Origin of the sequence: Paenibacillus sp. B2(2019), assembly GCF_008370385.1 — a bacterium.
Taxonomy (GTDB): domain Bacteria; phylum Bacillota; class Bacilli; order Paenibacillales; family Paenibacillaceae; genus Paenibacillus_AQ.
Map to the genome: position 1 here is coordinate 214,764 of NZ_VTZR01000015.1, position 13,881 is coordinate 228,644.

The 13,881-nt window shown below is 42.1% G+C and carries 10 protein-coding genes; 7 read left to right on the forward strand and 3 right to left on the reverse strand.

Translation table 11 applies throughout. From position 1 onward, the window contains the following. Window positions 1–7: 7 nt before the first annotated feature. Window positions 8–1,636, reverse strand: a complete 1,629-nt coding sequence (locus tag PAENI_RS14135) for a response regulator (RefSeq protein WP_149645721.1) — start codon at window positions 1,634–1,636, stop codon at window positions 8–10. Further along, window positions 1,629–3,413, reverse strand: a complete 1,785-nt coding sequence (locus PAENI_RS14140; protein WP_149645722.1) for a cache domain-containing sensor histidine kinase — start codon at window positions 3,411–3,413, stop codon at window positions 1,629–1,631. Before PAENI_RS14140 ends, PAENI_RS14135 begins: the two co-directional genes overlap by 8 nt. Window positions 3,414–3,630: 217 nt before the next feature. On the opposite strand from PAENI_RS14140, the gene PAENI_RS14145 reads away from it, so the two are divergent. Genes PAENI_RS14145 through PAENI_RS14170 form a run of 6 tightly spaced genes read left to right on the forward strand, consistent with a single transcriptional unit; the run spans window position 3,631 to window position 11,171 of the window. Beyond that, complete coding sequence (locus PAENI_RS14145) at window positions 3,631–4,980, forward strand: ABC transporter substrate-binding protein (protein WP_149645723.1); 1,350 nt, start codon at window positions 3,631–3,633, stop codon at window positions 4,978–4,980. Continuing rightward, window positions 4,928–5,905, forward strand: a complete 978-nt coding sequence (locus PAENI_RS14150; RefSeq protein WP_223178949.1) for a carbohydrate ABC transporter permease — start codon at window positions 4,928–4,930, stop codon at window positions 5,903–5,905. Before PAENI_RS14145 ends, PAENI_RS14150 begins: the two co-directional genes overlap by 53 nt. After that, entirely contained in the window at window positions 5,902–6,723 is an 822-nt protein-coding gene (locus tag PAENI_RS14155) for a carbohydrate ABC transporter permease (protein WP_223178950.1), read from the forward strand. Before PAENI_RS14150 ends, PAENI_RS14155 begins: the two co-directional genes overlap by 4 nt. 8 nt (window positions 6,724–6,731) lie before the next feature. Next, window positions 6,732–8,201 carry a glycosyl hydrolase family 28 protein gene (locus tag PAENI_RS14160; RefSeq protein ID WP_188114567.1) on the forward strand — a complete coding sequence of 490 codons (1,470 nt, stop codon included), beginning with the start codon at window positions 6,732–6,734 and terminating at the stop codon, window positions 8,199–8,201. Continuing rightward, on the forward strand, window positions 8,188–10,236 hold the full coding sequence (locus tag PAENI_RS14165; protein ID WP_149645726.1) for a glycoside hydrolase family protein: 2,049 nt from the start codon (window positions 8,188–8,190) through the stop codon (window positions 10,234–10,236). The genes PAENI_RS14160 and PAENI_RS14165 overlap by 14 nt, the downstream gene beginning before the upstream one ends. Before the next feature lie 41 nt (window positions 10,237–10,277). Further along, window positions 10,278–11,171, forward strand: coding sequence for a glycoside hydrolase family 43 protein (locus tag PAENI_RS14170; RefSeq protein ID WP_149645727.1), 894 nt, complete (start codon window positions 10,278–10,280; stop codon window positions 11,169–11,171). A 128-nt stretch (window positions 11,172–11,299) separates the two neighbouring features. On the opposite strand, the gene PAENI_RS31825 is transcribed toward PAENI_RS14170, so the two are convergent. Continuing rightward, on the reverse strand, window positions 11,300–11,908 hold the full coding sequence (locus PAENI_RS31825; protein WP_223178951.1) for a TetR/AcrR family transcriptional regulator: 609 nt from the start codon (window positions 11,906–11,908) through the stop codon (window positions 11,300–11,302). A gap of 106 nt (window positions 11,909–12,014) precedes the next feature. Between PAENI_RS31825 and PAENI_RS14180 the strand changes: the two genes are divergently transcribed. After that, window positions 12,015–13,862: a zinc-binding metallopeptidase family protein gene (locus PAENI_RS14180; protein ID WP_149645728.1), complete on the forward strand. Its 1,848-nt coding sequence runs from the start codon at window positions 12,015–12,017 to the stop codon at window positions 13,860–13,862. The last annotated feature ends 19 nt before the right edge of the window (window positions 13,863–13,881 follow it).

Sequence of the window (13,881 nt, forward strand, 5' to 3'; positions counted from 1 at the left end):
TTGATAATCATCGATCAAATGTTGCAGGTGTTTTTTTCACATATTCAGTCGGCGTGACACCAACGTGCTTTTTAAATGTTTTTAAAAAATAGATATAATCTTTGAACCCACTTGCCGTGGCAATTTCGTGAATTGAGAGCCTATGCTGTTCCAAGAGTGTCTGCGCTAGCTTTAATCGGTATTTTATCAAATACTCAGCAAAGCCAATACCAATCTCTTGTTTGAAGAGCTTACTCAAATAAACGTTGCTAATATTTATTTTGTCAGCGATCAGGCTTAGTGAAATATCTTCAGTATAATGCACATGGATAAACGCTAGTGCTTCTTTTACATAGATTGAGGTTGGCAATGCTTCACGCATCGCAAGCGCATCGCAGAGCTTGTCGAATAGCGATAATAGCCATTCCTGTACGGATGACAGAGAAGAAAAATCACTCAGATGCTTATCAGGCAAGATTGGGTCTGCATAAACCTCACGCAGATCGATCGAATGATTTTTGCAAATCTTGTTAATAAGACTGAGTAAATCGGTGAAGACCATTTGTGCAATCGCAAGCGGTGGTTTATTTGCTCGAATTTCGCTGAATAACTGCGATAGCATGGTGCAGATGCCTTCACGGTCCTGAATAGAAATTAGATGAGTGAGCGTTGATTCTTTCTGGATGTCAAAGTAGTTCAGCATCGCCGCATCTTGCTGTTCATCCGAGCTAGTGAATACAGCTCCAGCCTCGTAATAAAACTTGGTTTTTAACTTTTTCTCGGCTTGTTGATAACTTTGCGGGAGCTGCTGGATGTGACTGCATATGTTGCCGATGCTGAAGCTGACCGAAAGATTCAGAAAGTTCTTCATGCAAGATGAGATTCGAGTCATCGTATTCTGTATAATATCCTGAATCTTTTTTTGGCTAACGATATTTGCGAATGAGAGAAAAACGGCATACTTTTCATTGACAATAGGGCATACCGCTCCGTTCTGCTGATCTTCAAGAATTTCGGAAATAATATTGTTAACAGAAAAACGCAACAGTGTAGTTTTTTTCAGATCCATGGATTGGTAGTCGTCGATGCACATGATCATGACTAACACTTGAGAGAGATCTAAATTAAGCTTAAGGGTTTGGATATGTGCTGCGATCTCATCATCATCGATATAAAAACATGTCAGCAATTGAATAAGAAACTCTTGTTTCAACGCATTGATATTGTTGGTGTCAAGCATGTGGTCAGGTTGTTTGGGGCTCTGAGTCAGCGAACGACTTGCCTTATTCAACGCCTCCTTCAACGTGACGGCTGATATTTTATGTTTGAGAATGTAATCGACGGCTCCATTTTGCAGTGTACCATACACATAGTTAAAGTCATCGTAGTTGCTAAGTGCAATAAATTGAATATGAGGATGCTCGATATGTAGTCTCTCACACAAGGCAAGCCCATCGATATTCGGCATTTTCATGTCTGAGAGTATGATATCAGGCGAACAATCCGAGATTTTATCGAGAGCTTCCTGGCCATCACATGCTTCGCCACATAATATGTATTCGGCACTGCCTACCGCACTCACCAGCTCCGTACTGAGCATGTATTTGAGATTGTTGCGTACAAGGACATCGTCTTCCACAATCATCACTTTAATCATATTGCACCCCCTTTGTGATCAGTGGAATTCCAATTTCAACGGTTGTATATAGATTAGGCTCACTCCACATGGTAAAGCTGCTAAGTTCTCCGAATAGTAGGTGAAGCCTGGCACGCACGTTGGCAAGTCCGATATGAGTTGTGTTTGAAGCTGTGAAAGCGAGTAACGCGGTGAGCTCGTCCTCTGTCATCCCTTTCCCATTATCTTTAATACGTATTCGTAACAAATCTTCCTCTATGAATACACGTATTTGAAGAATTCCAACTTCATTTTGTGGCACAAGACCATGGAGTAAGGCATTTTCCACAATTGGTTGTAGTAAGAGCTTCGGAACCATCTTATCATGAACATCATCACTCACCGAAAAATAACATGTGAATTTTCCGCTGTAACGATATTCTTGGATTTCAAGATATTGCTGTAAATAATGAATTTCCTCTTTAACCGTAATGAAACGATCGTTGCTCAAATTTACATGTAACATATCGGAAAGCGCAATGGATACATTCTCAATATTTTGTGCGCCACGCAGCGTAGCGAGATATTTAATCGTGTTTAAAGTATTGTACAGAAAATGCGGGTTGATCTGTGCTTGCAGGGCGCGCATTTCTGATTTTCGTTTCTCTTGTTCGCTATTATGTATACCGTTGATTAATTCGCGAATACGCATAATCATAATACGGATTTGCTGGTAGAGCTGTCCAACTTCGTCCTTTGAACGGATATCTACTTCGAGATTTAGATTCTCATGGTCAATTGTTGTGACTGCACGAGAAAGCTTACGTAAATTACGGGACAGAAAAAATGTAAACAATGAAACCAATAATATAAACATTACGCCGCACAGTACGGCAATGATAACGACTTGACTGCGTGTATTGAAAAAATCAGCTAGTATTCCGTTAAATGGGACGAAACCAATGATTCTCCATCCTGTTAGGAACATTTTCTGAGAAACTGCAAGACTATTTTCTCCACGTAACATAGTGAAAAACCGTCCGTCACTTACAGACGCTTTGTCTGTTAGTGAGCTCATTTCCGTTTCATTGAGTTTGTGGGCATTGGACCCGGCAGGAAAGATAGGCGTACCGGCTTCCTCATCCATTACGAACACCGCATAATCATTGATATTATCAATACCAAACATGTCGTTAAGCATGGATATCTTAATATCGGCGACCACAAGACCTAACAACTCTCCATGATACTTGATTGGGCGTGCAATTGAAAATACAAGATCAGAGTCCTGCGTACGATATGAACTATAGAAATGAGGCGGTATAAACTTCACTGCAGTATCTGATGCCATCAACTCTTCGTACCAATCTTGCTTCAATACTTCCTTTCCATTCATGGTGGGTCCATAGGACAAGCTATTGCCTTCCAGATCATACACCGCCATCCCATTAAGGTAAGATTTAAAATTACACAAGCTAATCATATAGTCTTCAGCTTCGCGACGGTATTGCAACAAAGTAGCATCCCCAACATTCTTATACTTCAAATAATTAAAAATCCGGCTATTCAGGTTGTTCCCAAAATTACTAGAAATGAGTGCTGTCACGCGGTCAATATCCTTGAGAGCGGTTTCAAAATTGCTGTTGGATATTTGCAGCATGGCATACAAGTTATTAACAGATGTGGTCGTGGCCTGTTTGGTCAAGCTATCGTACCAATAATAAGTCGTAGCCGTCGTAAATATACAAAACAGCGTCAATGTTACACCTATTATCTTAAATTGCAGGCTATGTAAGGTATGTCGGAGAAGTTTATGCACGGGCTGTATCTCCCTTTCATGAAGCGAATGATGTGATGATTGAACTTCGTATTCCGAACTTATCACTCCATCTTTCAAGAAGTCAATGCATAATCCCTGAAGGTAGAGAAGAACGCGAAAATCTGTTAAAAAAGGACAGTTCAGTTTAAAAAAGAACAATTCCTCGCATGACAGATGCTGATAAGATGAAAGTACATTACATAAGGGAGGTTACAAAATGAAATCCAAAAAAATGTTTGTGATTCTGCTTACATCCGTCATGGCGCTATCCATGGTTGGTTGCGGACAGCAGGGGGCTCATTCATCCAAATCATCGGATCCTAGTCCAAACGCAACAAATGATGTGAAAACTGTTACCGTTCTTACATTTACAGAATGGTATAAGGATGGATGGAAAGCGCTTGAAAGCTATGTCAATGAAAACTCTCAGGAGCTTGGATTTAAATTGGATATTCAAAAAATAGCAGGAGGCTCTCAAGGCGAAGATGTGGTCAAAGCACGGTTTGCCACAGGAGATTTACCAGACATTATTCAAACTTATGGCGCAAAGTGGATTGATACACAGGTAAACGCACTGGATAAAATCGTGGATATGGGCTCACTTTCTAGTGAATCGGAGTATGACGCGGCTACACTTGAAGAAGGTGGATATCGCTACGATGGTAAACTATACGGCATGCCAATCGATACAACCAACCTATTAGGTGTGTTTTACAACAAAAAAGTATTCGAAGAAGCGGGTATCACAGAAATCCCTACGAACTGGGAGCAATTTCTAGCTGCTTCTGAAAAGATAAAAACGATCCAAAAAATACCTCTTTATTATTCCGGTAAGGATGCATGGACACTTCAGTCCTTCACACATTTTGGATTTAATAAAGAAGTATTTGAAAGTGGAAAATCATATAGCCAATTTTGGGGTGAAATGAATACGAACAAACGTAATTATGCGGAAAATAAACATTTTGCTGATGCCATAGCAAAGTCTAAAGAAATGATAGATAAAGGCTATGTTAATGAAACTTACCTATCGGATACATACGATATGGCTCAGACCGCTTTGGCACAGGGCGATGCTGGAATGTATGTCAATGCAACTTGGGTGATTGATGAAATTTCAAGTAAGTATCCGGATGCAGTACAGGATATCGGGGCGTTTGCATTGCCTTTGTATGATGAGAGTGAAAATTTCACGGACTCTTCGTTGCCAGCCTCCCTTCATATTACGACCAGCGCAAAAGATGTTGACACTGCGAAGAAAGTGATTAATTTTATTAGCTCTACCAAAGGACAGCAAATTTATGCTGATGCTCAACCAGGTATTTATATTAATAAAAATGTAAAAGTGAATCTTTCACCAGGACACCAAGATCTCTTAAATCTGATGAAAGAAGGTAAGAGTATAGCATTATGGCAAGGAACAGGAAATAACTATGGTTACGGCTCTTACGACAAGTTTCTACAAGATTATTACGTGGGCTCTAAAACCGTAGATCAAGTTCTCAAAGCAATGGATGAAGAAACCGCGAGAAACGCAACAGCAGCCCAAGATCCGAACTGGAAATAAACTTAACTTAACTGATATTGAAATACTTGAAATGGGTGATCTAATGCCAAAACAACTCAAAAATATCTATGCTTACTGGATGGTTATCCCATGTTTTGTGATCTATGGATTGTTCTTTTTACTGCCTTCCATGATGGGATTTGGATTCTCTTTTTTAAATATACGTAGCTTTGAATTTTCTGCAGCCTCCTTCGCGGGGTTGCAGAATTATATCAATGTGTTTACGGACAGTTATCTGAATATTGCGATTAAAAATTCATTTATATTTGCCTTTGTCACCACAGCATTAAAAGTCGTACTTGGTATGTTATTGGCTGTGTTCTTAAATAACAAACTTAGAACAACCAATTTTCTTCGTACGGTGTTTTTCTTGCCTGCTATCCTTAGCAGTGTTGCTGTGGGTATTATTTTTACAGCGATCATGCATCCGACGCGTGGTATCATGAATATCTTTTTGGACACCATTGGGCTGGATGTATTGGCACAACATTGGCTGACGAATCCACAAATCGCTATTTTCTCCGTCGCGTTCATTGAGGTATGGAAATGGACAGGCTTTACGATGGTGATCTTACTTGCAGGACTGCAGACCATTCCTGAAAGTTATTACGAGGCGGCAGAAATTGATGGTGCAACGGCATGGATGAAATTTAAATATGTGACCTTCCCACTGATTATGCCAGCCTTTACGAATGCAATGGTCGTTAATCTAATTGGTGGGCTAAAAGCGTTCGATATTGTACAGTCCGTGACGCAAGGAGGGCCTGGTTCAGCAACCGAAGTGTTTGGTACACTCGTGTACAAATCATTTGGTAGCGGCCGCTACGGCGAGGGTTCTGCAGCAAGTATCATCTTGTGTGTCGTCGTGCTTCTTGTTGTATTGCCAGTGTATAAGTTTTTGTCCAACAAGGAGGTGGAAATGTGATACAGCGAAAAAAAGGACGCTGGGGAGTTGAAGCACTCGGACTTTTGTTCAGTCTTGTCGTCATCATTCCATTCTATATGATCCTTGTCAACTCGTTTAAGAATAAAGAGGATGCTGCGTTGATTAACTTGCATTTTCCATCGCAATGGCAAGCGATGTCAAATTATATAACGATGTTCAAAGAGGGCGGGATTTGGACAGCGTTTAAAAACAGCATGCTCCTCACCGTACCGAGTGTTCTTATAATCATCATTTTGTGTGCAATGACCGGGTTTGTGCTGCAGCGACGCAAACATAGGGTATCATCGATCATGTCTTCACTCATTATTCTAGGTCTTTTTATCCCAGGGCAGATCATTCCTACGTATTTCATCTGTCACTACTTAAATATTTCATCGTTCACTGCAGCTGCTCTCGTCTTGATTGCAGCGAATATTCCCATGGGCGTGTTTCTATATATGGGCTTCTGTAAAAGTATTCCGGCAGAAATTGATGAATCTGCAATACTCGACGGTTGTGATCCAATAAAGCTGTTTTTCAAAATAATTTTTCCGTTGCTTCAACCCATCACAGTCACGCTTTTTATCATTACCTTTATGGCGATTTGGAATGACTTTGGAACAACGATCTATTTTTTGAACAGTACCAAAAATTTCACATTAACGCTTACGATCTTTAACTTTTTCGGTGTGCACAGCTCGGATTGGAATCTTGTGTTCGCGAATGTCATTATCATATCGCTTCCCGTTGTTATCGTTTATTTTCTTGCCCAAAAGCAGATTATTTCGGGGATGACGGCTGGGGCAGTGAAAGGATGAGTTTGAGTATGGAAACAGCATTTCGCATTTTCGAAGTGCCATCACAAATTGAGCCCATTAAGAATCGGTTAGATTTTATGCGTCGTGGCGCTGACGCTTACAATGCGTATTCTGATAGTCTAGCACTTTCTCTGGATTGGGATGTTCATGTGCACGATCAAAAGGTGCCTGTATATGCAGTACCCGTCACGTCTGGTGGTCCGCACAGCTTTTGTACCATCGAGCTACTAGGCGATGACGTCGCCATAGATTTATGCATGACTTTTCAAGGGAAACTTCACTCTGCGACGGTGTTTTCACAAGACCAAGGTGTTACCTATCGTGTTGAGGAGAATCAGGTTCATTGTTCCGACGTTGGAGCATGTCATTTGCTTGTGGAAGTGAACGGACGGGTCCATACGCCTCTATCGATTTTTGTAATGCCACCTGAAAACCGCATACCCGATCTGGCATCACCTCATGTTCTATATTTTGGACCGGGCGTGCATGAGGTTAGTTACTTGGAACTTTGTGATCATCAAACGGTTTATATCGCTGGAGGCGCTATATTAAGAGCTGTTCCACCTCAAAATGATGAGGTACCTATCCTGGGTGTTGATTGGGCTGGCAAGCCGAATTTCAACGATTTTATCTTCGCTAAAGGCAAACAAGGTATTCGTATACTGGGACGCGGGATCATTGATACATCAGCACTAGATTGGCATGCGCGCCGGACGATGTGTTTTACAGATTGTGAAGACGTTATCGTTGATGGGCCGATCCTGGTTGGAGCTGCGCATTGGACTGTAGAGGCGTTCCATTGTAAGAATGTATTATTCGAACATCTTTCCTTGTTTGGCTATCGCGAGAATAGTGATGGCATTGATATCGTCAGTTCTCAACATGTTCGCGTTCGTCATTGCTTTGTTCGTACGGGTGACGATGCGATTTGCGTGAAAGCAATGTTACCGGCTCCGACCCTAGGTGGTGATGATATTGTCGTAGAGTACTGTGAGGTGTGGAATGACAAAGTACGAGGACTTGGCATTGCAGGGGAATCAAAGAGTGATATTCGAAACGTGACATTCCGCCATTGTACGGTATTCCACAGCTTTGCTCGCTGGGCGTATGAATTGGGTGCGTTGTGTATCGCGCTTTGTGACAGTGGTACCATATCCGATATTCTGTTTGAAGATATTACGATTCACCAGGAGGATTCCAGTGCGGTGAACTGCATTTTGATGCGCGACCGCTGGTCAACCGACAACGATGCAGGTCAAATCAAAAGGGTTTGTTTTCGAAATATACGTATACCGTCCAATGCACCGGTTAGGTTATGGGGCTATGATGAAGAACATCGGGTAGAGGATATATTATTTGATCACATCTACACACCTGATGGCATTGCTCACACGTCAGATACACTGTGGCTAGAAACAAATCCATACGTAAACAACATACACATCAAAGAAAGGAAGGATCATCATGGCTCATCCTAAGTTTCATTTACCTAGAGCTGTTTTTGTACTGTTTTTTTCTTTGTCGTTCATTGTATTGTTTAGCGCGAACATACCAGCTGGCTACGCACAGACGTCGGAAGATACTATTGTTACGGCCTACCCTGTACCAAGTGGTCTACCGTCAAAATATGTTTCTTCTGATTTTACGATAACTGCGGGGAATACATCTGTTCCTGTATATGTTTCTGGAGAAAACGCGTGGGGCAACAAGGTCTCCTATGCAGCATTGGATACTTCGGGTTTGACCACTGTGAATATCAACGTACATTTTTCTTTTAAATCCTATCAGTTACTTCCACAATCGCTCGGGCTTTCAGGGACACGGAATGGTAATAGCGTATCTGTACAAGTCAATCCTGACACCGACGTAACGTTACTGCTGGATGGCGATTATAACGGTCGTGTACTACATTTATTTGTTCGTTCATCTGAAACCAATATCCCTTTGATGCAGGATAGCCATGTGATCTATTACCCACCTGGATACTATGATCTGTCTGCGCAAGGACCCGTACAAATCACTTCAGGTCAGACTGTATATATTTCAGGAGGCGCTATTGTGCGAGGTCGCTTTCTCGTGCAGGGTTCTGAGAATGTAACGATACGAGGACGTGGCATATTGCTGAACGATTACGTGAACGGTGATGGGTTTGACGAAGTCGCACTTGCTTTGAAAAATAGCAAAAATGTAGAAATTCGCGACCTGATCGTAGCACGTGACCAAAATGCGTGGACGGCTTTTATGTGGAAGTCCTCACAAGTAGATGTGCTTAATTACAAAGCGATTAATGCGCGTTATGCTTCGTCGGATGGCTTTAATATCGCAAACAGTCATGATGTATTGTTTGACCATGCTTTTATTCATACGAGTGATGACAGCGTAGCGATCAAAGGTACAGGTAATGCAGGCTATGATCCTGCTGTGGATCCTGCAACATCACCACCGACCTACAATATAACATATCAAAATTCTCAGCTCTGGAGTGATGCGAACAATGCCATCGGTATCGGGGCGGAAACACTAGCAAGTACCTTTGACAATATCAAATTTCAAAATATCGATATCTTACGAAATTTTGATGATATCAATTACCCGGATCAGCTTACAGAGCGGGCGGCAATCAATATATGCGCGCTGAATGCGACTACGATCCAGAATATCACGTTCGAAGATATCCGTGTGGAGAAAGCCAAACGTCTCATTAATATTACAATGGAAGACGATTTCTGGTTCGGTAGTTTACCAGGAAACTGGCAATGGCCTGGAGTCATCCGCAACGTTCATTATAAAAATATAACATCGATGTCGGATGGTTCGAACGAGATTCGTATTTATGGTAGAGATGCAGCACACCTTATTGAAAACATTACATTTGAAAATATCCAAATAGGCGATCAATTCGTATCAGCCTTCCAAGATGCATATTTCAGAGTCAATTCATTTGCACGTAATCTGGAGTTGTATTCATCGGAGAACCCAAATGGAATCACGACAGACGGCCCGATACTCCCTGATGGTTCCACTCATCATGCGGCTGAACAGTTTTCCTTGGAACAGGGAGTGAACCATTGGTTTTATCGAACTTGGCAGGCAGGTGTAGGTACAAGGGAGATGGTATGGAATTTAGATGGTTCAATGCATTGGCGCGGTCCAAAAGCTTGGGATGCGATATGGAAAGCGGATGGAGAGCTCTATTTTCATCCGGATGTAACGCAGATTCTGTTAGATTGGGTGTCTCCACGTGCAGGGAAGATCGAGATTAACGGGATCGTTAAGAAATCGGTCGTTAATGGTGGAGATGGGGTGACGGTAAGCATTTGGAAGAACAACCAAATGATTTGGCCTTCCAATGGTCAGTGGCAAGTTCTTGAGTATAATGACAATATGGGACATCAAACAGCGGCCTCTACGATCTTGGATAAAGGCGATGTGATATCGTTTCGGGTGGATAAGCGTGGAACAACCGACTACGATTCGACCAAGTGGACACCTGAGATTACTTTCATAGATTGAACCACTAGCGATATGAATACGATAGATAAGGAGAACATCATATGCATACGACACATATTCAAATAAGGGATCCGTTTATTTTGCGTGTGGACGAGGAGCAGCTATATTATCTTTACGGAACGACCGATGCAAATCCTTGGACTGGAAAGGCTCAAGGGTTTCAAGCCTATCGAAGTCATGATTTAGAGGAATGGGAAGGACCGTATTCCGTGTTTACGCCACCACCTGGATTTTGGGCAGATCAACAATTCTGGGCACCAGAGGTACATCTATACCAGGATGCATATTACATGCTCGCTAGCTTCAAGGCAGAAAACAAGCCACGTGGCGTTCATATTCTAAAAGCGCAAACACCTTTGGGTCCGTTCGTTCCCATCAGTGAAACACCGATCACACCACCGGACTGGGAATGCCTGGATGGGACCTTGCATATCGATGAAGATCAACAACCGTGGATAGTCTTCTCGCATGAATGGACTCAAATATCAGATGGTGCGATTTGCTGCATGCCGTTATCCATCGATTTACGTCATGCCTTAGCACCGCCGCAGTATATGTTTACGGCATCACAATCAGGCTGGAGCGTATCTAATACAGGGGATGTTATTGTTCATTCAGGTGAAAACTATGTCACAGATGGACCTTTCTTGCATCGAACGCTAAGCGGGAAACTGCTGCTCCTGTGGTCAAGCTACTCAAGCTCAGGATATGCAATCGGGCTTGCTAGATCGCAAAATGGTCATATCCATGGACCTTGGATTCATGACCCTCAACCGCTGTTCGCACAGGACGGAGGGCACGGGATGCTGTTTTATACCTGGCAAGACGAGTTAATGCTTACCATTCACCAACCCAATACAGTGAGCTTTGAACGGCCTTGTTTTTTTTCAATGGAAGAGATTGGGGATAGTGTTCATATCGTCAACAGGATATGAGCACGACCTGATGCCAGTAAGCTAAAGGCACTCTTAGTACACCTCATTATGCCCATTGCGTTACAGAGTGTAAAAAAACGTTCACCCATCGAATGATGAGTGAACGTTTTTTTTGCTGATTCTACCACTTATTCCTGTGACATTGGCGTATGGTATACATCAAGACAAATTTTGGTCATATCGTCAATGGATTTTGCAAAGTCGGATTGTATCCATTTGAGGAGAACATTATAGAGGGCCCCCGCTTTAAAGTATATTCGGTACACATTCTCATCGCTTTTGTCGTGAGCAGTAGAGAGCATCATTTCATTCAAGCAATCCAGAATCACATGATCAAACTTTGCGCTTTGAAGTGCTTTGTAGATGTTACGCTGTTGAAAAATAACTTCAAAAAGAACTTTGATGAATTTTCGAGGTTCATTGGCTTTGCCTGTTATTTCATTGGTGTAAGGCAAGAGTTTTTGATTAATTTCGAAAATAAGCGAATCGACCAAATCCACCAGGATTTCTTGCTTGGAGGAATAGTTGTTGTAATAGGCCGTCCGAGAGACCCCTGCACGCTTCACAATATCGGTGATGGTGATTTTGTTAAAAGGCTGTTCCTGGATCAAGAAGACTAATGCCGTGCAGATGGCTTCTCTTGTCAAACGGTTGGTTTCTTTATTGGAACTATGCTGAGAGGTATTTGGACTGTATAATTCATGATTTGAGATGACATTTCCCCTCCGTTTGTACATTCTGGTGTTCGTTTTATTGTTTTTCATGAGTCTTTTCAATATGCTAAAACCATAAGGCATTACAAATGTAATGTCAAAATAGTAGTAGATAAAATGGGAGGGCGTCATGTTAGAAAACTTATATAGACGATTGTCAGCGGTGCTGCTTTTGATCCTAGCACTCTGTGCTACGGTATTTATTGGCAAAGAAACAGTTATCTCGATAGTGACCATTATCCTTTTGTTAGCGGAATTAGGCATCTCCTTTTTACTTTTAAAGAAGCGTGAGAAGTTACATGTGGTGTTAATTAGTGCGATGGTGGCAGAAGGGTTGTTCTTACTAACATTAGAATTTTGGCTGCTTGCGCTTTCTATCTTGCTGCTGATCGTAGCGGGCATATGGAGAGGACTCTTTGGGCAAAAAGTGAGCAGAAGAGTCACTCCATTTACAGTGGTTCGTAAAGTGTTATTCAGCATTGCTGCTCTTATCGTTATTGCACTTTGGGGTATTGGAATCTATGCAAAACCTATTACAACACCTGTGGCATTAGCAGCTGATGCGGCTGTGACGATCGATGAACGAAAATTGGATTCTGCAGCAGTGATGCTGAAGGATATTGAAGTAATGAATTCTTTTGGAAGCCGTACAACCGGCTCTGAGGGTCATAATCAATTTATTTCATGGCTGGAGCAACAGGTAACAGATATGGGGCTGAAAGTTTATCGTGATCACTATACTTTTGACCGATGGGAAGAAAAGAACAGCTCTTTAATGATTGATCAGCAGTCAATTCATGTCTCTTCAGCTTTTCCTTATTCCGGTGAAACTGACGAAAATGGGGTAACAGGGGAGCTGGTATATACGAAGCGTGGTGAGTATGACCAGGCCAGCGGAAAAATTGCTGTCATTGAAATTGAGAATTTCAGAAATTTCCCAAGTGGGATCGTTATGAACATGCGGGATTCATCTCCAACGGAAAGCCAAATTGCCCCAAATGAAGGCGATCTAGTCCTCACTACAGCTTTAAAAGAAGCTAAATTGGAGCAAGCGAAGGAAAGGGGCGTGAAAGCTGTTGTTGTTGTCTGGAAAGGGGTATCCGACGATAAGGTTGAAAAGCAGTATGTGCCTTTTACTACCGATTATGCTGGAATTCCTGCGATCTGGGTCAATGAAACGGAAGGGAAAAAGGTGATCCGTGCAGCCCAGGAGCACAAAGAAGGTACGGTTATTTTAGAAGCGGAAATACAAAAAAATGCTCCAACAGAATCCTTTTATGTGAAAATTGACGGGAAAAATAAAGATGAAGCGATTATCATAAATACCCATACGGATGGGATAAATGTGGTGGAGGAAAATGGTGCTGTGGGCATGCTGTCCATGATTCGTTACTTACAGCAGGAGCAGCCGGAACGTACGATGATTTTCACCTTTGTGACAGGCCATTTTAGATTACCGGATTTCAAAGGAACTTCTCAGGCGACTTCCACTTGGATGGAGGGGCATCGAGAGCTCTGGGATGGCAAGAAAGGCCATATGAAAGCTGTAGCTGGAATTACGGTTGAGCATTTAGGCAGTATGGAGTGGAAGGACGATGATACGGGTCACTATAGACCAAATGGAAAAATAAGTACAGAATATACCTATGCGGGGAATGAAATGATGGCGGCCATATGGCTGAAAGCTATTGAAAAGACCGACGGCACACGTACTGTATTATTACGTGGACATAACAAGTTTGAGTTTGGAGAGAGTCAGCCTTTATTTGAAGCAGGGATACCGGTGATTGGCTTCATTCCAATGCCCGACTATCTGCTCGTGGATAGTGAAGACAGAGAGATGGGCAAATTTGATGCAAAGCTCATGAATACACAAATTATATCGTTACTGAAAGCGGTCAAAATAGTGGACGGAACGGAGACGACTAAGCTTGGAAAGTCAGATGGGTATTCTTTTTTCTATGGCCGTACTAAATGATGAATTGGAGATTGGCGGA